The sequence below is a fragment of the Streptomyces sp. 11-1-2 genome, assembly GCF_003595545.1.
Classification (GTDB): Bacteria; Actinomycetota; Actinomycetes; order Streptomycetales; family Streptomycetaceae; genus Streptomyces; species Streptomyces hygroscopicus_B.
This window is the reverse complement of sequence record NZ_CP022545.1, coordinates 5,151,346-5,174,660: the sequence shown is the minus strand read 5'-3', so window position 1 is coordinate 5,174,660 and position 23,315 is coordinate 5,151,346. Positions and strand designations below refer to the sequence as shown.

Sequence of the window (23,315 nt, the reverse complement as noted above, 5' to 3'; positions counted from 1 at the left end):
GGCGGGAGGCGGAGTGAGGTGATGAGCCGCGCGGCGGCGTCGGTCCGGCATGTGGAGTGTGTCTTCCCCTTGTGTCGTCGTCCTGCACGCCGGGGGCGTGTACGGCTTGAGGCGGTCGTTCCCACGGCGTCAGTTGGATGCGCAGTCCAGACGCTACCTCCCGTGCCCGCCCCCGTCCCCTGGGGGCCGCTTCGTGTGCCGGTATCGTTGCTGACGGTCGGCGGCTTCGTAGAGTTCCCCGGAATTGATGAGTCCGCGACCTTGTACGACCACACAAACGGCAGCACCGCCCGCGAGAAAGAGCCCCGCCGTGGCCTCCCCGCCTCCCCCCGTCAGCCCTGCCCGCCCCGGGCACCCGGTCCGCCTCGTCGTACTCGTCTCCGGCTCCGGTACGAATCTGCAGGCGCTGCTCGACGCCATCGCCGCCGAGGGCGTGGCCCGCTACGGCGCCGAGGTGGTGGCCGTGGGCGCCGACCGCGACGACATCGAGGGCCTGGCGCGCGCCGAGCGCGCCGGGATCCCCACGTTCGTGTGCCGGGTCAAGGACCACGCCGACCGCGCCGAGTGGGACGCGGCACTGGCGGAGGCCACCGCCGCCCATAAGCCGGACGTGGTCGTCTCGGCCGGGTTCATGAAGATCCTGGGGCCGGAGTTCCTCGCCCGGTTCGGCGGCCGCTGCGTCAACACCCACCCCGCGCTGCTCCCGAGCTTTCCCGGTGCCCATGGCGTACGCGACGCGCTCGCGCACGGTGTGAAGGTGACCGGATGCACCGTCCACTTCGTCGACGACGGGGTCGACACCGGACCGATCATCGCCCAGGGCGTGGTCGAGGTCCGGGACGAGGACGACGAGTCCGCTCTTCATGAGCGGATCAAGGAAGTCGAGCGTTCGCTGCTCGTCGAGGTCGTGGGGCGTCTGGCGCGTCACGGCTACCGCATAGAGGGACGAAAGGTAAGGATCCCGTGACCGCCGAAGGTACCAAGCGGCCCATCCGCCGCGCGCTGGTCAGCGTCTACGACAAGACGGGCCTCGAGGAGCTGGCCCGAGGGCTGCACGCGGCGGGTGTCCAGCTCGTCTCGACCGGCTCGACGGCCGCGAAGATCGCCGCCGCCGGCGTCCCGGTCACCAAGGTCGAGGAGCTGACCGGCTTCCCCGAGTGTCTCGACGGCCGCGTCAAGACGCTGCACCCGCGCGTCCACGCGGGCATCCTGGCCGACCTGCGGCTCGACTCGCACCGTGCCCAGCTCCAGGAGCTGGGCGTGGAGCCCTTCGAGCTGGTCGTGGTCAACCTCTATCCGTTCCGCGAGACGGTCGCCTCGGGCGCCTCGCCGGACGAGTGCGTCGAGCAGATCGACATCGGCGGCCCCTCCATGGTCCGCGCCGCCGCCAAGAATCACCCGTCCGTGGCCGTGGTCGTCAACCCCGAGCGGTACGACGACGTCCTCAAGGCCGCCGCGGACGGCGGTTTCGACCTGGAGGGGCGCAAGCGGCTGGCGGCCGAGGCGTTCCAGCACACGGCGGCGTACGACGTGGCGGTGGCCAACTGGTTCGCGGCCGCCCGCGGCGGAGCCGCTGACGGCCGCAGCGTGGCGGCGGACGACTCCGACTTCCCGGAGTTCCTGGGCGCGACCGTCACCCGTAAGAACGTGCTGCGCTACGGCGAGAACCCGCACCAGCCGGCCGCGCTCTACTCCGACGGCAGCGGTAAGGGGCTCGCGGAGGCCGAGCAGCTGCACGGCAAGGAGATGTCGTTCAACAACTACACCGACACCGAGGCCGCCCGCCGGGCCGCGTACGACCACACCGAGCCCTGTGTCGCGATCATCAAGCACGCCAACCCGTGCGGGATCGCGGTCGGGGCGGATGTCGCCGAGGCGCACCGTAAGGCGCACGCCTGCGACCCGCTGTCGGCCTTCGGCGGTGTGATCGCCGTCAACCGCCCGGTGTCGGTCGCCATGGCCGAGCAGGTCGCCGAGATCTTCACCGAGGTGATCGTCGCCCCGGCGTACGAGGACGGCGCGGTCGAGGTGCTGGCCCGTAAGAAGAACATCCGCGTGCTGCGCTGCGCGGACGGGCCGGCGGACGCCGCCGAGCAGCGCCCCATCGAAGGCGGTCTGCTGCTGCAGGCCAAGGACCGCCTCCAGGCCGAGGGCGACGACCCGGCCAACTGGACCCTCGCCACGGGCGCGGCGCTGGACGCCGACGGCCTCGCCGAGCTGGCCTTCGCCTGGCGCTCCTGCCGTGCGGTGAAGTCCAACGCGATCCTGCTCGCCAAGGACGGCGCCACGGTCGGCGTCGGCATGGGCCAGGTCAACCGCGTGGACTCGGCGAAGCTGGCCGTCGAGCGGGCCGGTGCCGAGCGGGCCGCCGGTGCGTACGCCGCCTCCGACGCCTTCTTCCCGTTCCCGGACGGCTTCGAGGTGCTGGCCGAGGCGGGCGTCACGGCCGTGGTGCAGCCGGGCGGCTCGGTCCGTGACGAGCAGGTGGTGGAGGCCGCCCAGAAGGCGGGCGTCACCATGTACTTCACGGGCACGCGCCACTTCTTCCACTGAGTGACCGCCTCTTCCACTGAGTGACCGCTGAGCGAGCACAGGAGGCCGCACCCCGACCGGATCACGGGGTGCGGCCTTCGCCGGTGCGGCACCGACCGGCCCCTGATTGGATCCGACGTCCCCGCATCCGGGAGGATGAAGTCATGACCGCCCAGATTCTCGATGGCAAGGCAACCGCAGCCGCGATCAAGTCCGATCTCGTCAGCCGCGTGGAGGCGCTCAAGGCCAAGGGCATCCATCCCGGCCTCGGCACGGTGCTGGTGGGCGAGGACCCCGGCAGCAAGTGGTACGTCGCGGGCAAGCACCGCGACTGTGCCGAGATCGGCATCGACTCCCTCCGGCGCGACCTGCCCGAGACCGCCACCCAGGAGGAGATCGAGGCGGCGGTGCGGGAGCTCAACGAGGACCCGGCCTGCACGGGCTACATCGTCCAGCTGCCGCTCCCCAAGGGCATCGACACCAACCGGGTGCTGGAGCTGATCGACCCGGCCAAGGACGCCGACGGGCTGCACCCGATGAACCTCGGCCGGCTGGTGCTCAACGAGAGCGGCCCGCTGCCGTGCACGCCCCAGGGCGTCATCCAGTTGCTGCGCCACCACGGTGTGGAGATCAACGGCGCGCATGTGGTGGTCGTCGGCCGGGGCATCACCGTCGGCCGGTCGATCGGGCTGCTGCTGACCCGCCGCTCCGAGAACGCCACGGTCACCCTCTGCCACACCGGCACCCGCGACCTGCCCGGGATCCTGCGCCAGGCCGACATCATCGTGGCGGCCGCCGGGGTGCGGCATCTGATCGGGCCGGATGACGTGAAGCCGGGCGCGGCGGTGCTCGACGTGGGCGTCAGCCGGGACGAGCACGGCAAGATCGCCGGCGATGTGCACCCCGGAGTGGCCGAGGTCGCGGGCTGGATCTCGCCGAACCCGGGCGGCGTCGGCCCGATGACCCGCGCCCAGCTGCTGGTCAACGTGGTGGAGGCCGCGGAGCGGAACGCGAAGGCGGACGCCGACGCCGGTGCCGGCCATGACGGCTGAGGCGAGCGAGCCGGCGGCCGGGGAGCAGCGGCAGCCGCCGCCCGCGCAGCCTTCGGGCCCCGCCCGGCTCATCCGTAAGTCGCGCCGCTTTCCGCTGATCACCCGGGACACCGCGCGTCCGGAGGGCGGCGGCCGGGCCGCGCCCGGTGCCGCTCCGGCGCCCGCTCGGCAGTGGCCGCTGCTCGCGGTGATGGGCGGTGTGGGCCTGGGGCTGCTGATCGTCGCCCTGGACGCGTTCCGGGCGGGCACGGTGGTGATCGGGCTGTCCCTGCTGGCGGGCGCCTTCATACGGTGGGCGCTGCCCGAGGTGGGGATGCTCGCGGTGCGGTCGCGCTTCACCGACATGCTGACCTACGGGCTGCTGGGCGCGGCGATCGTGCTGCTGTCCCTGATGGCCCAGCCGGATCCGTGGGTATCGATCCCGTTCCTGGACGACGTGGTGCATTTCACGGTGCGCTAGCCGACGGCGTGAAACGGCGGCCCGTCCTCTCCCCCGTGGAAGGACGGGCCGCCGTCGTTGTGGCCGGATCCGAACGGTCCGGCGGCGGTCCGCCCTCTCCCCCGAAGAAGGACGGACCGCCTGGTAATCAGGGTTGTGTGTGGACTGTGCCGGATCAATGACCGGCAGAATCCTGTGGCGCGGAAGTGACCGTTCCAGCACGAGGTCTCGGCTGTGCAACGACGAGCCGGGCGCGGCGGAGTACACACCGGTGCACGAAATGCTCCGATGCGCCCCCACCCGAGGAGCTGACATCCTGGGGCAAGGCGTCCCTTTGGGTAGTCAGTTCGGGGCCCGGAGGCGCCAACAGGGGCCGTAGCGCGGGAGATTGACACAGGCACGTGCGGGGGGACAGGGGGAGGCAATGCCTCGTTGGAGGGACCTGCCGGAGGGACTCGATCCGCAGGTACAGGAGTTCACCGGCCAGTTGCGCACGATCGTCGAGCGCAGCGGGCTGAGCGTCGTCGCCGTCGCCGACCGCACCGGCTACAGCAAGAGTTCATGGGAGCGCTATCTGGGCGGGCGGCTGCTGCCCCCGCAGGGCGCGGTGGAGGCCCTGGCCGAGGCCACGGGCGCCGATGTCCATCACCTCAGCACGCTGTGGGAGCTGGCGGAGCGGGCCTGGAGCCGCTCCGAGATGCGCCACGACGTCACGATGGAGGCCATCAGCGTCGCGCAGGCACGCGCCGCCATCGAGCAGTTCGACCCGGCGGCGCAGGGGGCGGGCGCCCGGAAGAACGGCCGTCATCCGGGGAAGGAGCGGTCGAGTGTCGAACCGCCGGAACCCGAGCAGCCGTTGGTCGCGACGGCTCCGGTGTTCTCGGCTCCCGCGGCGCCGCCGGCCGAGCGGGCAGCGGGCTCCTCCGAACCGCCGTCGCCCGCCTTGTCCGCTCCGTCACCGTCAACCTTCCCGTCGGGGCCGCCCTCGCCTTCCGGGACGGGGCGGAAGCGCGTCGCGCTGTTCGCCGGGGGGCTCGTCGGCGCGCTCTTACTCGTCGCCGGCGCCGTCCTGCTGATCGATGCGGGCGGCGACGGCGAGAAGCGCGGGGAGAAGCCGAGCACCGCACCGGCCACCAGCGCGCGTCAGCTGCCGGCGGGCGTGAAGTGCGCCGGGGAGGACTGCACCGGTCAGGATCCGCAGGCCATGGGGTGCGGCGCAGCCGCGACGACCACCGCGAACGTCACCGTCGGCACCGCGTATGTCGAGGTCCGCTACAGCAAGACCTGCCGGGCGGCCTGGGCCCGTATCACCCGGGCGGCTCCGGACGATGTGATCCAGATCAAGGGGCCGGGCGCGAGGGGCGGCGCGGCCCGCGCGCAGAACAGCAGGGTCGGCGCCGACGGCGACGCCTACACCAAGATGATCTCGGTGGACGCCACCGCGCGGACCACCGCGTGCGCCACTCTCACGGGCGGTACGCGCGCCTGCACGGCTCCCGGCGCCCAGGGGTGAGCGCGGGCGAGGGAAGCCCGTCCGGGGGAATTCGGAAACAGGGGGAATGAGCCAGGGGAATCGGGGCAGGCGCTGCCCGAGCCCCCCACGGGTGCGGCACTGGGCGGCCGCCTGCACTCCCCCTCCTGGCAGGCGGCCGCCAGAGTGCGCGAGGACGGAACGCGCGGTGAGCGGTTACACAGCGGCCCGAGAGAACCTGGGTCAGGTGCCGTCGGATAGCCTGACGCAGGTATCTCGACACCAAGAGATCTTGGACTGACAACACAGCGCAGGAGACCGCCATGACCCGCACTCCCGTCACCGTCACCGTCACCGGCGCGGCCGGCCAGATCGGCTACGCGCTGCTCTTCCGCATCGCCTCCGGTCAGCTCCTCGGCGCGGACGTGCCGGTCAAGCTGCGTCTCCTGGAGATCCCGCAGGGGTTGAAGGCTGCCGAGGGCACCGCGATGGAGCTCGACGACTGCGCCTTCCCGCTCCTCCAGGGCATCGACATCTCCGACGACCCGAACGTGGGCTTCGACGGTGCGAACGTCGCCCTGCTCGTCGGCGCCCGCCCGCGTACCAAGGGCATGGAGCGCGGCGATCTGCTGGAGGCCAACGGCGGCATCTTCAAGCCGCAGGGCAAGGCCATCAACGACCACGCCGCGGACGACATCAAGGTCCTGGTCGTGGGCAACCCGGCCAACACCAACGCGCTCATCGCGCAGGCCGCCGCGCCGGACGTACCGGCCGAGCGCTTCACCGCGATGACCCGGCTGGACCACAACCGCGCCCTGTCGCAGCTCTCGAAGAAGACCGGCGTCCCGGTCAGCGAGATCAAGAAGCTGACGATCTGGGGCAACCACTCCGCCACCCAGTACCCGGATGTCTTCCATGCCGAGGTGGCGGGCAAGAACGCCGCCGAGGTCGTCAACGACGAGCAGTGGCTGGCCGACACCTTCATCCCGACCGTCGCCAAGCGCGGTGCCGCGATCATCGAGGCGCGCGGCGCCTCCTCGGCCGCCTCCGCCGCCAACGCCGCCATCGACCACGTCCACACCTGGGTCAACGGCACCGACGCCGACAACTGGACCTCCGCCGGTGTGGTCTCCGACGGCTCGTACGGGGTGCCGGAGGGCCTGATTTCCTCGTTCCCGGTCACCGCCGCGAACGGGAAGTTCGAGATCGTCCAGGGCCTGGACGTCAACGAGTTCTCGCGGACCCGCATCGACGCGTCGGCGAAGGAGCTCGAGGAGGAGCGCGAGGCCGTGCGGGGTCTCGGCCTGATCTGACGGGCCGCATCGAGGCCATTTCCGAAGGGTCACATTCCGGTATTCACTCCGGAGTGTGACCCTTCGGCCATTCACTGTAATCGCGGGCCATCTTCCCCTAGCGTGGAGGTAGTTGCTACGGCCTCGGGGGGAAACATGGCCAACACGCGCGATGATCATTCTTTGGGCGGCCACTCGTCTCATCTGCCGCAGCCGCGGCCGGAGCCTTTACCTGGCGTCCCCTCTCCTCGCGCCGCCGACGATGCGTCCCCCTACGCCACCAGCGAGGCGACCCGGCTGCTGTGCGCGGGCACCTATCTGGACGACGACTTCCGGGACACGGTCCTGGACGAGCTGTATGTCCACGAGGAGCGGGCCGTGGCGCCCTCGCTGGGCATCGACGCGGCCCGGGTGCTCGCGCACGCGCTGCGCGCGCGCCGTCTGGAGGCATGCTGGACCGCGCTGCTGGTGTCCTTATGGGTGCTGGACTTTCTGCTGGCGCAGGGGTTCTTCTATCTGTTCCTGCTGTCCTGTGCGCTGCTTCTGCTGGCGGCCTGGGCCAGAGGCGGCGCCATGGGCCCCTTCCGCGCCGACTATCCCGGGGCCGACGGGGTCACCGTCACCCGGCGGCGGGCGGCCGCGGTGCTGCGGGTGCTCGGCTGCCTGATCCTGCTGTCCTATGCGGTCTCAGCCCTGACGCAGGCGTTCACGGGCGAGCCCGCTACGAGCGGGCTGCAGGGCTTCGCACCGGCCCTGGCGACCGGGTCGGACACCAGCGCCGCCTGGTTCGCGCTGGTGATCCCGGCCCTGATGGCCACCGCGGTCGCCCTGCACCGTGAGCATGTGGCCCGAGTGCTGGCCACCGACCTGGAGCCGGAGACCTTCGCCGACCCCGCCGCGGACCCCGCGGAGCGGTTCGAGGGCGGGCGCTTCCAGCGAGTGCGGGCCCTGATCCGCCGCGAGCAGCACTCACCGGTGATCCTCTACCACGATCGGCACCCCTTCCTCGGCGCGGGCGCCGCCCATGACACCTGGACCCTCGCCGTCGAGCTGCGGCCGCGCGAGGGCGGCGATCCGGCGCCGCTGGACAACCGCGTGATCCTGGAGCGGATCCGGCCGCTGGTCGAGAAGTTGCGCACCTCCTCGACTCAGGGCGCCTCCTCCGTCCAAGGCGCCTCCTCCGCCCAGGGCACCGCCTCCGTCCAAGGCACCGTCCGGCCCGCCGCCGCCAGCCGCGACCGGCTGCGCGGCCTGGAGCTCGACGAATGTGTCTTCCTCAAGGTCACCGGATTGCGGAGCCGCTCCTTCGTGCCGTATGGCGAGGCGGACTTCGCGCGGGAGCGGGCGGAGGCCGTCGAGGAGGGCGGAGAGGTCCGCCGGCACTTTCTGCGCATCCGCGTCGGCGCATGGCGGGAAGAGGTGGTCACCACCGTCTTCGTGCGGGTGCATACGCAAGGCGGCATGCTGATGCTGGAGTTCGCCCCCCATGTGCTGCGCCCGATCCGCCCGGACTTCCAGGCGGTCGACCGGCTCTCCGACTCCCACCGTCGTGGCGGACTGCCGGGCAAGGCGGTCTGGGCGCTCGGGCGGACGCCGACGGCGGCGGGCCAGGCGGTCATCCACGCCTTCCGCTCGGCCGCCTTCGTCTGGCGGATGTACGCGGGGGGTTATGAGGCGGCCATCCCCGACGGGCCCTGGATCTCGGTGCGGGAGCTGGGCAGCGACGCAGGCGCATCGCTCTTCCAGGAGATGGATGTCAGCCGCTATCTGAAAAGCGTCGAGGACCGGGTGGCCAACGGCGTGCGAAGGGCGCTCGACGAAGCCGGCTGGGAGACCGGCGAGTTCGAGCAGAAGGTCATCAATGTGAGCGGCGGCGGGGTCTTCATCGAGTCCGCGACGAACAGCGCCTTCGGCTTCGGTGACCACAACACCGTCAGCAACACCACCGGAACCAACGGAGCGGGAGGCGGCCATGGCGATGGCTGACACGGAGGACGGCAGCGGCGTGGGCGGCGGCGGTGCGGACCACACGGCCGGCGCGAGCGGTGGCGGCGCGGGGCCGGCGGGCGGCGGCGGGCGCACATTCGGCGACATCCGGTTCGGCAAGGTGAGCGGCAGCGCCGTCGGCATCGGCGACCACAACCACATTGTGAACGGACGGCAGGGGGAGGCCCCTTGCGACCCCGCCTATCAGGAGCTGCTGGAGGCCGTTCGACAGCTCGCCGACGATCTGCGGCGGGTGGTCCCGAGCCCGGAGGTCGGCGCGCTCTCCGATGAACTGGACCAGGCCCAGGACGAGATCCAGCGCACCGGCCGGGCCGGGGCCGGCCGACTTGCCAGGATCCGGGTGATGTTGCAGGACGCCAGCGCCAGCGTCGGCATGCTCGCCTCCGGCGTCGCCGTCGGACAGGCGGTCGGCGCGCTCCTGGGCGGCTGAGATGAGCACACCGGGCGGCGAGGGGGGCCGTCGATGGAACGAGGAGGCCCAGCGTTGGGTGGGCGAGGGCGCGGAGTCGCCGGCCCCGGGCCGAAGACCACCCAATCCGCATCTGGGCACGGTGCTTCTGGCGGTACTCGCCGTGGTGCTGGTCGGCGGGATCGGCGTCGGCGCCTGGAAGTTGGTGTCGGGCGGCGGGGATGACAAGCCCGGGGCGGACGGCGGCTCGCCCTCGGCCTCGTCCTGGTCACCGTCGACCGAGCAGCCCTCGGCGATGCCGTCGGGGCCGTTCTCGGAGACGACCTCGGCGCCGCCGTCGGTGTCCACGGACAGCACGCAGGAGCCGCCGGCGGACTATGTGCGCACCACCGACGCGGAGGGGTTCCGGCTGGATGTGCCCAGGGGCTGGCAGCGGGTCAAGCGTGATACCGGGGTGTTCTACGAGTCGTCCGACGCGAGCAGCCTGATCCAGGTCTTCGCGCTGACCGAGCCCGACGTCACCCCGTACGAGGCGCTGCGCCAGGCGGAGACGGGGCTCAAGAAGAACCCCGACTACCAGCGGTACGAGCTGAAGCGGCTCGGCCCCGGCGATGACGCGGACGCGGAGCTGGAGTACGGCTACCGCAGCGCCAAGTACGGCCCGCGCCGAATACTCGACCGTGCCTTCACCGGCCCGGACCAGGTGCAGTACGCGGTGCTGGTCGCGGGCCCGGCCGACGACTGGCCGCAGCAGCGGGAGCGGCAGCGCATCGTGCTGGCTTCCTTCTGCCCCACCGCCTACTGCCCAGCCACCTGACCGGGGGCAGGGGGCGGCGGGCAGGATCTGTGGCAGCCGGCGCGGGCACGACCGGCGGCAGGCAGTGGCAGGCACAGGACGGCACGGTTAAGGCGACATATCCGTATCGGTGGGGTGACGGAGGGTGGGGCGGCCCTCGAACCGGGTACACCGATGTCGGTCGGCGCGGCTTGTCGGCTTAGGGGAGCAGAGTTCCACTATCGGGGGGATAGATGAGCATGCATGACGGGGGAGGGCCGGGAGGGCCGGGAGTGCCTGGGCAGGACGCCCGGCGGGCACTGCGGGCGTTGGCGGTGACGATCTTCCTGGTCGGGGGGATCGCGTTTTCCGGATGGGTGGCCTTCGGCGGCGACGGCACCTCCCGCCATCAGGCGGGGCCGCTGCCCTGGGACCAAGAGAGCCCCACGGCCACGCCGAGCGCGGAGGCCTCCCAGCCGAGCGATCTCTATCCCTCGCCCGGTCCCGAGACCGGTGGGCCCACCGGTCTTCCGACCGATCTCCCCACGGACCCGCCGACCGGGGCGTCCCCGTCCGCGACGCCCTTCGGTACCCCGTCCTCCCCGTCCCTGACCGGCGCCGCCCCGCCCGCGGGCTACAGCACCCAGGAAGACCCCGCCGGATACCACCTCGCGGTCCCGGACGGATGGCGGCGGACGACCGAGGGCCCCAGCGTCTACTACGCCTCGCCCGACGACAGCACCGTGATCCAGGTCTTCGAGCTGCACGGCCCCGAGTCGACGCCGTACGAGTCCGCCCAGGAGGCCGAGCGGATCGCCTCCACCCACCGCGACTACGAGCAGATCGCCCTCACCCGGCTGGGCTCGGCCGCCACGGACCCGGCACAGCTCGAATACACGTACCAGTCCAAGAGCGACGGCCACCGCCGGATACTCGACCGCCGCTTCGCCGCCCCCGACGGCACGATGTACGCGGTGCTGGTGATCGGCCCCTCCGGGGACCGGGCGGAGGAGCGGGAGGTCCACCAGGCGGCGGTGGACACCTTCTGCCCGACCGCCTACTGCACGGCTTCCTGACACCGGCTGCCTACCGCACGGCCTCCCACACCGGGACCGCCTACCGCGGGCTCCTGGCAGCCTCCTGACACCGATCGACGTGCACCAGCTCTTGACAGATCGGCCGATCCTGACCGGGGAGGCCGGTTCCGCCTTCGGATCACGTGAGCCGGCCCACTTTCTCTTGCGAATCGCGCATAGGTTCCCGCCTTCCGGTTAGGGGTCCATGTTGCTGGCTTGGACCAGCGGCAAAGTTCGCAGAACCGGAAGGCAGAATTCACGTGGCGGCAGTCGAGACCATTCATGTGGACGGGGTGTGGCAGGCAGCCGCGTCCGGGGCGCAGCGGGAGGTTCTCGACCCCGCGGACGCCAAGACCCTCGCCGTCGTCGCCGAGGGTGGCCTCGAGGACACCGACGCGGCGGTCGCGGCAGCGCGTCGCGCCTTCGACCAGGGCCCCTGGCCCGGGACGCCGGTGGCCGAGCGGGCGGCGCTGCTGCGCCGCGTCGCCGAGCTGCTGCAGCGCGACCGCGAGACGATCGCGCTCATCGAGAGCCGTGACACCGGCAAGACCCTGGAGGAGGGGCGGGTCGACGTCGACGACGTGACCAATGCCTTCCGCTACTTCGCCGACCTGGCCGCGGGCGAGTCCGCCGGGCGGGTCATCGACGCGGGCACCCCCGATGTGCACAGCGTCGTGGTCCATGAGCCGGTCGGCGTCTGCGCGATGATCACCCCCTGGAACTATCCGCTGCTCCAGGCCAGCTGGAAGATCGCCCCGGCGCTGGTCGCCGGGAACACCTTTGTGATCAAGCCCAGCGAGGTGACCCCGCTGTCCACCGTCCATCTGGTGCGGCTGCTGGCCGAGGCCGGGCTGCCGGCCGGGGTGGCCAACCTGGTCACCGGCACGGGCGACCCCGTGGGCGCCCGGCTGTCCGAGCACCCCGATGTGGACCTGGTCTCCTTCACCGGCGGGCTGATCAGCGGCACCAAGGTCGCCCAGGCCGCCGCGCCGACGGTCAAGAAGGTCGCGCTGGAGCTCGGCGGCAAGAACCCCAATGTGGTCTTCGCCGACGCCTGCGCCACCGCCGAGGGCTTTGACACCGCCGTCGACCAGGCCCTGAACGCCGCCTTCATCCACAGCGGTCAGGTCTGCTCCGCCGGTGCCCGGCTGATCATCGAGGAGTCGGTGCGCGAGCGGTTCGTGGCCGAGCTGGCCCGCCGCGCGGAGAAGATCAAGCTGGGCCGCGGCACCGAGGACGGTGTCGAATGCGGTCCGCTGGTCTCGGCCCAGCAGTTGGACAAGACCGAGGCGTATGTGGCGTCCGCCCTGGAGGAGGGCGCCCTGCTGCGGTGCGGCGGCAAGCAGCCGGAGCCCAACGAGGTCCGCCCGGCCACCGGTTACTTCTATCTCCCGACCGTGCTCGACCAGTGTCACCGCGAGATGCGGGTGGTGCGGGAGGAAACGTTTGGGCCGATTCTGACCGTCGAGTCCTTCCAAACCGAGGACGAGGCCGTCACACTCGCCAATGACACGGAGTACGGACTGGCCGGCGCCGTCTGGTCCGCCGACACCGCGCGGGCGCGCCGCGTCGCCGCCCGGCTGCGGCACGGCACCGTGTGGATCAACGACTACCACCCCTACCTTCCGCAGGCCGAATGGGGCGGTTTCGGCAAGTCCGGGGTCGGGCGCGAGCTCGGTCCCGCGGGCCTTGACGAATACCGCGAGACCAAGCACGTCTACGAGAACCTGCGACCGAGCCCGGTGCGCTGGTTCGCCGGCTGACGCCCCACCGCCGGCCCCGCCCGGGGCTCGGCCGGGCCCGGACTCGTCCCCCGGGGCCCGGGCCCGGCCGCACCCCATCATGGCGACCGGCGGGGATCAGCCCGTGGACACCGAGGCGCCCAGCAACACCCCCACCCCCAGGGGCGGCAGCCCCCGTCCCGCACCGGCGCGAGCCGTTTGGGTAAGACCCCGAGGAGTAACCCCACATGTCCGTACCTGTCGTATACGACTATGTCGTCATCGGCGGCGGCACCGCAGGATCGGTGATCGCTTCCCGGCTCACCGAGGACCCGGACATCCGTGTCGCCGTCATCGAGGGCGGACCGTCCGATGTCGACCGCCCCGATGTGCTGACCCTGCGCCGTTGGCTCGGGCTGCTCGGCGGGGACTTGGACTACGACTACCCCACCACCGAGCAGCCACGCGGAAACTCGCATATCCGGCACAGTCGGGCGCGAGTGCTCGGGGGGTGCTCCTCGCACAACACCCTGATCTCCTTCAAGCCGCTGCCGGGCGACTGGGACGAGTGGGCCGAGGCCGGCGCCGAGGGCTGGGACGCGCAGTCCATGGACCCGTACTTCCAGCGGCTGCGCAACAACGTTGTCCCGGTGGACGAGAAGGACCGGAACGCGATCGCGCGGGACTTCGTCGAGGCCGCCCAGGCCGCCGCCGGGGTGCCGCGGGTCGAGGGGTTCAACAAGAAGCCGTTCCATGAGGGCGTCGGCTTCTTCGACCTCGCGTACCACCCGGAGAACAACAAGCGTTCCTCGGCGTCGGTCGCCTATCTGCACCCGTTCCTGGACCGGCCCAACCTCCATCTGATGCTGGAGACCTGGGCGTACAAGCTGGAGCTGGACGACACCGGCCGGATCACCGGCGTCCATGTCCGCACCAAGGACGGCGAGGAAATCGTCGTCCGGGCCGAGACCGAGGTCCTGGTCTGCGCGGGCGCCGTGGACACCCCGCGGCTGCTGATGCACTCCGGTATCGGGCCCAAGTCGGATCTGGAGGCGCTGGGCATTCCCGTCGTCCACGATCTGCCGGGCGTCGGCGAGAATCTGCTCGACCACCCCGAGTCGGTCATCGTGTGGGAGACGGACGGCCCGATCCCGGACAACTCCGCGATGGACTCCGACGCGGGCCTGTTCATCCGGCGGGACCCCGAATCCCGGGGCCCGGACCTGATGTTCCACTTCTACCAGATCCCGTTCACCGACAATCCGGAGCGGCTGGGCTACGAAAGGCCCGAGCACGGCGTGTCGATGACCCCCAACATCCCCAAGCCGCGCAGCCGCGGCCGGCTCTACCTCACCAGCGCCGATCCGTCCGTCAAGCCCGCCCTCGACTTCCGGTACTTCACGGACGAGGAGGACTACGACGGCCGCACGCTGGTCGACGGCATCCGGGTCGCGCGTGAGATCGCCAAGACCGAACCGCTGGCGAGCTGGCTCAAGCGCGAGGTGTGCCCGGGCCCGGAGATCACCTCGGACGAGGAGATCAGCGAGTACGCCCGCAAGGTCGCGCACACCGTGTACCACCCGGCGGGCACCTGTCGTATGGGTGCCTCGTCGGACCAACTCGCCGTGGTCGGCCCGGATCTGCGGATCCGGGGTCTGAACGGCGTCCGTATCGCCGACGCGTCCGTCTTCCCGACGATGCCGGCCGTGAACCCGATGATCGGAGTCCTGATGGTGGGCGAGAAGTGCGCTGAGCTGCTGTTCGAGGATCGCGACCGGGAACGGCACAGGCCCGATGACCGGGCTGCCACGCTCGCGCCGGGAGGTGAGGCGTGATGGCCACGACCCTGGTCCCCGAGACGCCCGACACCCCCAAGATCCCCGAAAGCGGCGAGCGCGCCCCGGTGTTCTCGGTCCGCGACCTGTGGAAGGTCTTCGGCCCCAAGGCCGAGCGCATCCCCGGTTCCGCCGAGGCGGAGCTGCCCGCCGGCGAGCTGCGCGCCCGCACCGGCTGCACCGCCGCCGTCCGCGAGGTCTCCTTCGACGTCCAGCCGGGCGAGGTCTTCGTGGTCATGGGGCTGTCCGGCTCCGGCAAGTCCACTCTCGTCCGCTGCCTCACCCGGCTGATCGAGCCCACCTCCGGGACCCTGAAGATCGACGGCGAGGACGTCCTGGCCATGGACAAGGCCCGGCTGCGCGATCTGCGCCGGCACCGCGCCGCCATGGTCTTCCAGCACTTCGGGCTGCTGCCGCACCGCTCCGTCATCGACAACGTCGCCTACGGCCTGGAGATCCAGGGTGTGGGCAAGGCCGAGCGCCGCGCCAAGGCCGCCGAAGTGGTGGAGAAGGTCGGTCTCACCGGTCTCGAGCGCCGCCGTCCCGGACAGCTCTCCGGTGGTCAGCAGCAGCGCGTGGGCCTGGCCAGGGCGCTCGCCGTCGACCCCGAGGTGCTGCTCTTCGACGAGCCGTTCAGCGCGCTCGACCCGCTGATCCGCCGCGATATGCAGGAGGAGGTCATCCGCCTGCACCACGACGAGGGCCGGACGATGGTCTTCATCACCCATGACCTCAGCGAGGCGCTGCGGCTCGGCGACCGCATCATGCTGATGCGCGACGGCGGGATCGTGCAGCTCGGCACCCCCGAGGAGATCGTCGGCTCCCCGGCGGACGACTACGTACGGGACTTCGTCCGTGACGTTCCGCGGGAGCAGGTGCTGACCGTGCGCCGCGCCATGCGCCCCGCGAAGTCCGACGAGCAGGACGGCGGGCCGGCGCTGGCCCCGAGCACCACGGTCGCCGACGCGATCGAGGCCGTGGCCCGCACCGGCGGCCCCGCGCGCGTCGTGGACGACGGCCGCTGCCTGGGCGTCGTCGACCACGCGTGTCTGCTCAGCGTCGTCGCGGGCCTGGACGGCAAGGGGGTGGCCGCGGCATGAGCACCGCCTCGACCCTCTCTCCGCCGGGCCGCACCGGGGGGCGCGTATGAGTGCCACGGCCACCCGCCCCTCGACCGACCCCGCCACCGACCCGGCCGCCACCGGGACGGCGGCGGCCGAACCGCGCCCGTCCCTGCTGAGCTCCGCCGTCCGCAGCCCCGCCGCGCGCAAGCTGGCGGCGCTCGTAGTGATCGCCGCCGTGCTCGTACCGCTCGCGCACGCCAAGTGGGCGAGCGGCAGCTGGCCGCACGCGCTGACCGTCGATGTGTCCGGACCGCTCGGCGATGCCAGCGACTGGATCCTCGACAACCGCGACAGTCACTGGATCTTTCTCTACTTCTTCGGCCACATCAGCAACGTCATCATCATTGGTGTCCGCGCCGTCTACGTCGCCCTGCTCGCCCTCGGCTGGGCCGGTGTCACCGCCGGGCTGACCCTGATCGCCTGGCGGGTCGCCGGGGTGCGGATCGCGGTCACGACCCTGGTGTCCTTCGCCATCTGCGGACTGCTGGGCATGTGGGTGCCGACGATGCAGACGCTCGCGCTGATGGCCATCGCCGTCACCGCCTCCGTCGTCATCGGCGGACTGCTGGGCCTGGCCGGCGGCCTCTCGGAATGGGCGTTCCGGGTGCTACGGCCGGTGCTCGACACCATGCAGGTGCTGCCCGCGTTCGCGTATCTGCTCCCCGTCGTGATGATCTTCGGCAACGGCGTGCCCGGCGCGGTGCTGGCCACCGTGATCTACGCGGCTCCGCCCATGGCCCGGCTCACCGCCCTCGGCCTGCGCGGCGCGGACGCCGGGGTGCTGGAAGCGGTGACCTCGCTCGGCGCGACCTGGCGGCAGCGGCTGCTGTCCGCCCGGCTGCCGCTGGCCCGCAAGGAGCTGCTGCTGGGCATCAACCAGACGATCATGATGGCGCTGTCCATGGCCGTCATCGCCTCCGTGATCGGCGGCGGCGGTCTCGGTGACCGCGTCTACCAGGCGCTGTCCAGCGTGGACGTCGGCAAGGCGCTCGCCGCCGGCCTCCCGATCGTGCTCCTCGCCGTCGTGATGGACCGCACCATCGGATCGGCGGGCGAGCGGCTCGGCGAGCCCCCGGCCGAGGGCGGGCCCCGGCTGCTGCGCGGCTGGCCCGCGTGGGCGGGGGTCGCGGTGGTCACCGCTGTCATCACCGTCGTGGGACGGCTGACCGGCTCCCAGACCTGGCCGACGGGCTGGACCGTCGCCATCGAGGAGCCCGTCAACCAGTTCAAGGAGTGGATGGTCGACCACCTCTACACCGGAGTACCGGTCGTCGGCGGCACCGCCGACTGGGCCGCGCACTACGTCAAGTGGATCCTCGACCCGCTGCGCGAGGGGCTGCAGGGCCTCCCGTGGTACGCGGTGCTGCTGATCGTCGCGGCGCTGGCCTGGCTGATCGGCACCTGGGCCACCGCGCTGACCGCCACCGCCGCCATGGCCGCGATCGGTGTGCTCGGAGTGTGGGAGCCGTCCATGGACACCCTCTCCCAGGTGCTGGCGGCCGTCTTCGTCACGCTGGTCCTCGGTTTCGCGATCGGCATCTGGGCCGCGCGCAGCACCCGGCTGGAACGGATGATGCGACCGGTGCTGGACATGTTCCAGACCATGCCGCAATTCGTGTACCTGATCCCCGTGGTCGCGCTGTTCGGCGTCGGCCGCGCCCCCGCGGCGGCAGCGGCCATCGTCTACGCGCTGCCCGCCGTCATCCGCATCACCACCCAGGGGATCCGGAACGTCGACCCGGCCGCGCTGGAGTCCGCGCGTTCGCTCGGCGCCACCCAGGGACAGCAGTTGCGCCAGGTCCAGCTCCCGCTGGCCCGCCCGGCGCTGCTGCTCGCCGTCAACCAGGGCGTGGTGCTGGTGCTGGCCGTGGTCGTCATCGGCGGTCTGGTCGGCTCGGGCGCGCTCGGCTACGACGTGCTGTTCGGCCTGGCGCAGGGCGATCTGGCGACCGGTCTGGTGGCGGGCACGGCGATCGTCTGCCTGGGGCTGATGCTCGACCGCGTGACCCAGCCGACCTCGCGCCGCGACAGGAAGGGGGCTTGAGATGGCTCGCACCCGCATTCAACTGCTGATGGCCGTCGCCGGGATCGCGGCCGTGTTCACCGCGACCGGCTGCGGCGCGGCGGACATGACCAAGCAGTCCTCGCCGTACGCCAATGTGGGCGGGGCGAAGAGCGTCACGCTCTCGGTCCAGTCGTGGGTCGGTGCCCAGGCCAATGTCGCGGTCGCCCAGTATCTGCTGGAGCATGAGCTGGGCTACCGCGTCGACACCGTCCAGGTGGACGAGATTCCGGCGTGGGACGCGCTCAGCCAGGGCCGGGTGGACGCGATCCTGGAGGACTGGGGCCACCCGGAGCAGGAACAGCGCTACGTCAAGGACAAGAAGCTGATCGTGCCGGGCGGCGGGCTCGGCGTCACCGGCCATATCGGCTGGTGGGTGCCGAAGTACTTCGCCGACAAGCATCCGGACGTGCTGAACTGGAAGAACCTCAACAAGTACGCCAAGACCTTCAAGACCGCGGAGAGCGGCGGAAAGGGCCAGCTACTGGACGGGTCCCCGTCCTATGTCACCAATGACAAGGCGCTGGTGAAGAACCTGAAGCTGAACTACCAGATCGTCTTCTCGGGTTCGGAGGCGGCGCAGATCACCCAGATCAAGCAGTTCGCCAAGGGCAAGAAGCCGTTCCTGTCGTACTGGTACGAGCCGCAGTGGCTGTTCAACCAGGTGCCGATGGTCGAGGTCAAGCTGCCCAAGTACACCGACAAGTGTGCGAACGAGGGCACCAAGGACCCCGAGTCCGTCGACTGCGCCTACCCGACCACACCGCTGCAGAAGTACCTCAACGCGGACTTCGCGAAGCAGGGCGGGAAGGCGTCGGCGTTCCTGAAGAAGTTCCACTGGACCAAGCAGGGCCAGAACGAGGTGTCAGAGCTGATCGCCTCGCAGGGAATGTCGGCCCAGGACGCCGCGAAGAAGTGGGTCGAGGCGCATCCGGACGTCTGGAAGAAGTGGATGCCCTGAGCCCGGATCGCGCTCAGGGCGTGCCCGCGTAACCGGATTACTTGAGGAAGCCCGCGGTGTCGAGTTCGAGGCCGAGCGGTTCGGGGAGCGTCAGCGGCTCCCCGAACGCCGCTCGGTGCTCGTCCCGGTAGCGGCCCTTTCCGTCCGGTGCGGAGTACACGGTCGTGGAGCCCTCGTCGTCGTGCGGGTCGATCAGCAGATAGATCGGCACGTTGGAGTGGGCGTAGCCCTTGACCTTGGCCTGGAGATCGCGAGCTCGTGTGGAGGGCGATGTGATCTCGGCGACGAGCAGGACGTCACCCGCCTGGACCTGCCATTCCTCCATGCTCTTCAGCGCTTCCGACTCACAGATGAGCAGGTCCGGAATGAACCTCTCTTCCGTCGCGGGGAGGAAGACCGTTGTGGTGTTGGTAATGCGCCATTGAGTCGGTACCTCGCGGACGAGCTGGAGGTTCAGTTCGCTGAAGATCCAGTTGTGGAAATTCGCAGGCGTCGGTGAGATGACGATCTCCCCCCCGATGAGTTCTGCCCGCATTCCATCCGGCAGCTCCAGCTGGGCATGGATGTCGAGCAGATTTTCGAACTCTTGGTCGGGCAGTGGCGCCGTCATCACGAGACCTCCCATCGGTGGGTCCCCCTTCTGGCTGTGTTGCCTTCGTGCCGTACTGCCTTGCGAGGGCCTGTCACCATCATGCGTTACGCGATGACTCCGACGTCGGACAACGGCCCCCGTCGTCATCAACGACGCCGGGGGCAGATGGTCACACGGTCGGCTTATAGGCGCCGGGGGTCATGCGGGTGGTCACACCGATGCGGTTCCAGGCGTTGATGGTGAGGATCAGCGCGATCACCTGCGCCAGCTCCTGCTCCTCGAAGTGCTTGGCGGCGCGCTCGTAGACCTCGTCGGGGACGAAGCCGTCGGTCAGGACGGTGACGGCCTCGGTCAGGGCGAGGGCGGCCTGCTCCTTCTCGGTGTAGAGGGAGCCGGCCTCCTCCCAGGCGTTGAGGAGGTAGAGGCGCTCCTCGGACTCGCCCGCCGCGCGGGCGTCCTTGGTGTGCATGTCGATGCAGAAGGCGCAGTGGTTGAGCTGCGAGGCACGCGTCTTGACCAGCTCGGCCAGCGCCGGGTCCACGCCCTTCCGGGCGGCCGCGTCCAGGCTGATCATGGCCTTGTAGACCTCGGGGGCGGCTTTGGCGAATTGCATCCGTGGGCCGTGTGCATGAGAAGTTCCGGTCGTCATGCCTCCACGCTAGAGGCCGGGCGGCCCAGGGGTATGGTCCATTTCCATGGCGGATTCATGGGCCACTCCGGGGGACGAACCCGGACAGCGGACGGACAGCGCGGCCGGGCCGGGGGCGGATCTTCATCTGGATCTGCCGCCCGGTGGCGGGACCGGGGTGCGAGTCGCGCTCATCCGCGCCCTGCGCGACGCCGTCCGCACCGGGCGGCTCGCCCCGGGCGCCCGGCTGCCCTCCTCCCGCTCGCTCGCCACTGACCTCGGCATCGCCCGGAACACCGTCGCCGACGCCTATGGGGAGCTGGTCGCCGAGGGCTGGCTGACCGCCCGGCAGGGCTCGGGCACCCGGGTCGCCGAACGCGTCGTGCCGCCCGAGCCCGCCCCGCCGCGCACACTCCCGCCCGCCGCCGTGGCCGCCACCCGGCCCACCTACGATCTGCGGCCCGGCGAACCCGATGTCTCGGCCTTCCCCAGGACCGCCTGGCTCTCCGCGGCCCGGCGCGCCCTGATCGCCGCGCCGAACGACGCCTTCGGCTACGGTCACCCCGCCGGACGGCCCGAGCTGCGGCGGATCCTGGCCGACTATCTGGCGCGTGCCCGCGGGGTGCGGGCCGCGCCGGAACGGATCGTGGTCTGCGCGGGGTTCGTCCAGGGGCTGGCCCTGCTCAGTCGGGTGCGGGAGAAGGCGGGACACCGTGAGGTGGCCGTGGAGTCCTACGGGCTCGACGTCCACTGGAATGTGATGCGCGGGGCCGGGCTGCGCACCGTACCGCTGCCGGTCGATCAACAGGGGGCGCGGACGGCGGAGCTGGACCGGTCGGCCGGGCTGCGGACCGTTCTGCTCACCCCGGCGCATCAATTCCCCATCGGAGTTCCGCTGGACCCCGACCGGCGCGCCGCCGTGGTCGACTGGGCCTCGCGCGTGGGCGGACTGGTGCTGGAGGACGACTACGACGGGGAGTTCCGCTACGACCGTCAGCCGGTCGGGGCGCTGCAGGGGCTCGACCCCGAGCATGTGGTCTATCTGGGCACCGCGAGCAAGAGCCTGGCGCCCGCGCTGCGGCTGGCGTGGATGGTGGTGCCGGACCATCTGATGGACGACCTCCTGGCGCTCAAGAGGACGGGGGAGTGGGAGTCGGGCAGGCTGGACCAGTTGACGCTCGCGGAGTTCATCGACTCCGGGGCGTACGACCGCCATGTGCGCGGTATGCGGATGCGCTACCGGCGCCGCCGCGACCAGTTGGTGGCGGCGCTCGCCGAACGCGCCCCGCGGGTGCGGGTCACGGGCATCGCGGCCGGGCTGCACGCGGTGCTCCAACTGCCGCCGGGCACGGAGCAGTCCGTGGTGCGGGGCGCGGCCTGGCAGGGCCTGGCGCTGGAGGGCCTGTCCCGCTACCGCTACCGCGACGAACAGGGGCAGGAGCGGCAACAGGAGCCGGGCGAGCCCGGACCGGGGCCGGGCGGGCAGCCGGACGCGCTGGTGTTCGCCTATGGCACCGCGCCCGACCACGCCTTCACGGGCGCACTGGAGGCGCTGTGCCGGGTGCTGCCCTGAAGCCATGCGTTTCAGCGGCCTGAACCCACATTCTTCGGCCGAGCCCCGGCGTCCATGGGCGCGGCAGCTCCCCCTAGGGTGGGCGGTTGCGGCCTCGGGAGACCGGGGAGACCACGCCCTCGGGAGAGACGATGGCCTCGGGGGAGAGGAACGGGGGAGACGGGGATGGAACGAAAGACGACGCGGCGACTGCGGTCGAGCACGGTGATCCTGGGCGGTATGGGCGCGCTGGCGGCGACGCTCACCTCCTGTGGTTCGGAACCGGACAAGCGCTGTGTGGACCGGAACAGCTATGACGCGGTGAATGGGTACCGGGTCGTCGACTCCGGCGCCTGCAAGGGCTCTTCGTCCACCACGGGCGGCAAGGGGAAGAAGAGCCGGGGCACGAAGAGCGCCGACGGCGAGTGGTACTACGACTCCGAGGTCAGCGGCCGCTGGGCGGACTACGGCACGTTCGACAAGAGCAAGGCGGCCGACCGGGGCGGCTTCGGCTGCTCGGGCTCCGGCGGCGGCTGAGCGGGCCGCCCCACGATGAAGCGCCACACCATCGACCCCCGCCCCGACTGGCAGTCCACGGTGGAGGAGCAGGGGGTCATCTATCCGCTGACCCGCTACCCGGACGGCTCGCTGCGCCCCTACTGGGACGAGAGCGCCTACTACGCCTTCTCGCTGCCCGAGGTCGAGGCGCTGGAGGAGGTCGTCGAGGAGCTGCACCGGATGTCGCTGGCCGCGGCCGCCCATATCGTCGAGACCGGCAGCTTCGCCGACCTCGGCATCGACGATCCGCGGTTGGCCGGGCTGATCGCCGAGTCCTGGCACCGCCGGGCCGAACAGCCCAGCCTCTACGGCCGGTTCGATTTGCGCTACGACGGTGAATCGGGCCCGGCGAAGCTGCTGGAATACAACGCGGACACGCCCACCTCGCTGGTGGAGGCGGCGAGCGCCCAGTGGTTCTGGATGGAGGACCGCTTCCCGGGCGCCGACCAGTGGAACTCCCTCCATGAGCGGCTGGTCGACGCCTGGCGGAGCCAGGCCGCGCTGCTGCCGCCGGGGACGCCCCTGTACTTCGCCCATTCGGCCGGGGACGAGCTGGGCGAGGACCTGATGACGGTGGCCTACCTCCGCGAGACGGCCGACCAGGCCGGGCTGAGCACCGAGGCGATCTCCATGGAGGACATCGGCTGGGAACGGCTGTCGGGCCGCTTCGTCGACAAGCGGTTCCGCTTCATCCGGAGCTGCTTCAAGCTCTATCCCTGGGAGTGGCTGGTCACCGACCGGTTCGGCCCGCAGGTGCTGGACACCCTCGACAACGGGGGCGGCACCGGATCCACGCTGTGGATCGAACCGGCCTGGAAGATGCTGCTGTCCAACAAGGCGCTGCTGGCCGTGTTGTGGGAGCTTTTCCCGGACCACCCCAACCTGCTGCCCGCCTACCTCGACGGCCCCCGTGAACTGTCCGGCGCCAACGGCTATGTGGCCAAGCCGCTGCTCGGCCGCGAGGGCGCCGGGGTCACCGTGCACCCGCCGGGCGAGGAGCCCGTCCTCCGCGATGAGCCGTGCTGCTACCAGGAACTGGCGCCGCTGCCCGACTTCGACGGCAACCGGGTGGTACTCGGCACCTGGGTCGTCGAGGGCGAGGCGGCGGGGCTCGGCATCCGCGAGTCGGCGGGGCTGGTGACAGATGAGTACGCGCGCTTCATCCCCCATGTGATCCTCTGAACCAAACTGATTCTCCAAGCAGGACAGGGCCACCGAGCCGTACCGGG

20 protein-coding genes are annotated in these 23,315 nt (G+C 71.0%); 18 read left to right on the top strand and 2 right to left on the bottom strand.

Annotated features, from left to right (window positions below; genetic code table 11):
- Window positions 1–310: 310 nt before the first annotated feature.
- The 15 genes from purN (at window position 311) to CGL27_RS21555 (ending at window position 18,756) form a co-directional block, all read left to right on the top strand.
- The gene (gene purN, locus CGL27_RS21625) at window positions 311–967 is read left to right on the top strand and encodes a phosphoribosylglycinamide formyltransferase (RefSeq protein ID WP_119989408.1); all 657 of its coding nucleotides are present in this window, start codon (window positions 311–313) and stop codon (window positions 965–967) included.
- Window positions 964–2,553 (top strand): bifunctional phosphoribosylaminoimidazolecarboxamide formyltransferase/IMP cyclohydrolase, encoded by a 1,590-nt coding sequence (purH, locus tag CGL27_RS21620; protein ID WP_119989406.1) that lies wholly within the window; start codon window positions 964–966, stop codon window positions 2,551–2,553. Before purN ends, purH begins: the two co-directional genes overlap by 4 nt.
- 143 nt (window positions 2,554–2,696) lie before the next feature.
- The gene (locus CGL27_RS21615) at window positions 2,697–3,584 is read left to right on the top strand and encodes a bifunctional methylenetetrahydrofolate dehydrogenase/methenyltetrahydrofolate cyclohydrolase (protein ID WP_078642000.1); all 888 of its coding nucleotides are present in this window, start codon (window positions 2,697–2,699) and stop codon (window positions 3,582–3,584) included.
- A complete protein-coding gene (locus CGL27_RS21610; RefSeq protein WP_240450588.1) occupies window positions 3,574–4,044 on the top strand; it encodes a DUF3017 domain-containing protein in 471 nt (156 codons plus the stop codon). Before CGL27_RS21615 ends, CGL27_RS21610 begins: the two co-directional genes overlap by 11 nt.
- A gap of 403 nt (window positions 4,045–4,447) precedes the next feature.
- Window positions 4,448–5,536 (top strand): XRE family transcriptional regulator, encoded by a 1,089-nt coding sequence (locus CGL27_RS21605; RefSeq protein WP_119989404.1) that lies wholly within the window; start codon window positions 4,448–4,450, stop codon window positions 5,534–5,536.
- 281 nt (window positions 5,537–5,817) lie between these two features.
- The gene (locus CGL27_RS21600; protein WP_119989402.1) at window positions 5,818–6,807 is read left to right on the top strand and encodes a malate dehydrogenase; all 990 of its coding nucleotides are present in this window, start codon (window positions 5,818–5,820) and stop codon (window positions 6,805–6,807) included.
- 135 nt (window positions 6,808–6,942) lie between these two features.
- Window positions 6,943–8,772 (top strand): hypothetical protein, encoded by a 1,830-nt coding sequence (locus CGL27_RS21595; RefSeq protein WP_119989400.1) that lies wholly within the window; start codon window positions 6,943–6,945, stop codon window positions 8,770–8,772.
- Window positions 8,759–9,223, top strand: a complete 465-nt coding sequence (locus tag CGL27_RS21590; RefSeq protein WP_119989398.1) for a hypothetical protein — start codon at window positions 8,759–8,761, stop codon at window positions 9,221–9,223. The genes CGL27_RS21595 and CGL27_RS21590 overlap by 14 nt, the downstream gene beginning before the upstream one ends.
- Window position 9,224: 1 nt before the next feature.
- The gene (locus CGL27_RS21585; protein WP_240450587.1) at window positions 9,225–10,019 is read left to right on the top strand and encodes a hypothetical protein; all 795 of its coding nucleotides are present in this window, start codon (window positions 9,225–9,227) and stop codon (window positions 10,017–10,019) included.
- Between the two features lie 251 nt (window positions 10,020–10,270).
- Window positions 10,271–11,053: a serine/arginine repetitive matrix protein 2 gene (locus tag CGL27_RS21580; protein WP_240450586.1), complete on the top strand. Its 783-nt coding sequence runs from the start codon at window positions 10,271–10,273 to the stop codon at window positions 11,051–11,053.
- Between the two features lie 260 nt (window positions 11,054–11,313).
- Window positions 11,314–12,816, top strand: a complete 1,503-nt coding sequence (locus CGL27_RS21575; RefSeq protein ID WP_078641993.1) for an aldehyde dehydrogenase family protein — start codon at window positions 11,314–11,316, stop codon at window positions 12,814–12,816.
- Between the two features lie 206 nt (window positions 12,817–13,022).
- The gene (locus CGL27_RS21570) at window positions 13,023–14,609 is read left to right on the top strand and encodes a GMC oxidoreductase (RefSeq protein ID WP_119989392.1); all 1,587 of its coding nucleotides are present in this window, start codon (window positions 13,023–13,025) and stop codon (window positions 14,607–14,609) included.
- A complete protein-coding gene (locus CGL27_RS21565; RefSeq protein WP_078641991.1) occupies window positions 14,609–15,709 on the top strand; it encodes a glycine betaine/L-proline ABC transporter ATP-binding protein in 1,101 nt (366 codons plus the stop codon). The genes CGL27_RS21570 and CGL27_RS21565 overlap by 1 nt, the downstream gene beginning before the upstream one ends.
- Window positions 15,710–15,755: 46 nt before the next feature.
- Window positions 15,756–17,777, top strand: coding sequence for an ABC transporter permease subunit (locus CGL27_RS21560; protein WP_119989391.1), 2,022 nt, complete (start codon window positions 15,756–15,758; stop codon window positions 17,775–17,777).
- 1 nt (window position 17,778) lies between these two features.
- Window positions 17,779–18,756: an ABC transporter substrate-binding protein gene (locus CGL27_RS21555; protein ID WP_119989389.1), complete on the top strand. Its 978-nt coding sequence runs from the start codon at window positions 17,779–17,781 to the stop codon at window positions 18,754–18,756.
- Window positions 18,757–18,793: 37 nt separating this feature from the next.
- Here the strand turns inward: CGL27_RS21555 and CGL27_RS21550 are convergent, their stop codons facing one another.
- Together CGL27_RS21550 and CGL27_RS21545 are read right to left on the bottom strand one after the other, a co-directional pair.
- Complete coding sequence (locus tag CGL27_RS21550) at window positions 18,794–19,366, bottom strand: Uma2 family endonuclease (RefSeq protein WP_162953036.1); 573 nt, start codon at window positions 19,364–19,366, stop codon at window positions 18,794–18,796.
- A 151-nt stretch (window positions 19,367–19,517) separates the two neighbouring features.
- Window positions 19,518–19,961, bottom strand: coding sequence for a carboxymuconolactone decarboxylase family protein (locus CGL27_RS21545; protein ID WP_240450585.1), 444 nt, complete (start codon window positions 19,959–19,961; stop codon window positions 19,518–19,520).
- Between the two features lie 82 nt (window positions 19,962–20,043).
- Between CGL27_RS21545 and CGL27_RS21540 the strand changes: the two genes are divergently transcribed.
- From CGL27_RS21540 to CGL27_RS21530, 3 genes are all read left to right on the top strand, one after another.
- Entirely contained in the window at window positions 20,044–21,549 is a 1,506-nt protein-coding gene (locus CGL27_RS21540) for a PLP-dependent aminotransferase family protein (RefSeq protein WP_119989383.1), read from the top strand.
- Between the two features lie 165 nt (window positions 21,550–21,714).
- The gene (locus CGL27_RS21535; protein WP_119989381.1) at window positions 21,715–22,065 is read left to right on the top strand and encodes a hypothetical protein; all 351 of its coding nucleotides are present in this window, start codon (window positions 21,715–21,717) and stop codon (window positions 22,063–22,065) included.
- 15 nt (window positions 22,066–22,080) lie between these two features.
- Entirely contained in the window at window positions 22,081–23,268 is a 1,188-nt protein-coding gene (locus CGL27_RS21530; RefSeq protein WP_119989379.1) for a glutathionylspermidine synthase family protein, read from the top strand.
- Window positions 23,269–23,315 lie beyond the last annotated feature (47 nt).

Bases quoted from the DNA above. Each gene is read 5' to 3' on its own strand.
- CGL27_RS21615 (WP_078642000.1), top strand. From the start codon at position 2,697: ATGACCGCCCAGATTCTCGATGGCAAGGCAACCGCAGCCGCGATCAAG.
- CGL27_RS21610 (WP_240450588.1), top strand. From the start codon at position 3,574: ATGACGGCTGAGGCGAGCGAGCCGGCGGCCGGGGAGCAGCGGCAGCCG.
- CGL27_RS21605 (WP_119989404.1), top strand. From the start codon at position 4,448: ATGCCTCGTTGGAGGGACCTGCCGGAGGGACTCGATCCGCAGGTACAG.
- CGL27_RS21600 (WP_119989402.1), top strand. From the start codon at position 5,818: ATGACCCGCACTCCCGTCACCGTCACCGTCACCGGCGCGGCCGGCCAG.
- CGL27_RS21595 (WP_119989400.1), top strand. From the start codon at position 6,943: ATGGCCAACACGCGCGATGATCATTCTTTGGGCGGCCACTCGTCTCAT.
- CGL27_RS21590 (WP_119989398.1), top strand. From the start codon at position 8,759: ATGGCGATGGCTGACACGGAGGACGGCAGCGGCGTGGGCGGCGGCGGT.
- CGL27_RS21585 (WP_240450587.1), top strand. From the start codon at position 9,225: ATGAGCACACCGGGCGGCGAGGGGGGCCGTCGATGGAACGAGGAGGCC.
- CGL27_RS21570 (WP_119989392.1), top strand. From the start codon at position 13,023: ATGTCCGTACCTGTCGTATACGACTATGTCGTCATCGGCGGCGGCACC.
- CGL27_RS21565 (WP_078641991.1), top strand. From the start codon at position 14,609: ATGGCCACGACCCTGGTCCCCGAGACGCCCGACACCCCCAAGATCCCC.
- CGL27_RS21560 (WP_119989391.1), top strand. From the start codon at position 15,756: ATGAGTGCCACGGCCACCCGCCCCTCGACCGACCCCGCCACCGACCCG.
- CGL27_RS21555 (WP_119989389.1), top strand. From the start codon at position 17,779: ATGGCTCGCACCCGCATTCAACTGCTGATGGCCGTCGCCGGGATCGCG.
- CGL27_RS21550 (WP_162953036.1), bottom strand. From the start codon at position 19,366: ATGACGGCGCCACTGCCCGACCAAGAGTTCGAAAATCTGCTCGACATC.
- CGL27_RS21545 (WP_240450585.1), bottom strand. From the start codon at position 19,961: ATGCAATTCGCCAAAGCCGCCCCCGAGGTCTACAAGGCCATGATCAGC.
- CGL27_RS21540 (WP_119989383.1), top strand. From the start codon at position 20,044: ATGGCGGATTCATGGGCCACTCCGGGGGACGAACCCGGACAGCGGACG.
- CGL27_RS21535 (WP_119989381.1), top strand. From the start codon at position 21,715: ATGGAACGAAAGACGACGCGGCGACTGCGGTCGAGCACGGTGATCCTG.
- CGL27_RS21530 (WP_119989379.1), top strand. From the start codon at position 22,081: ATGAAGCGCCACACCATCGACCCCCGCCCCGACTGGCAGTCCACGGTG.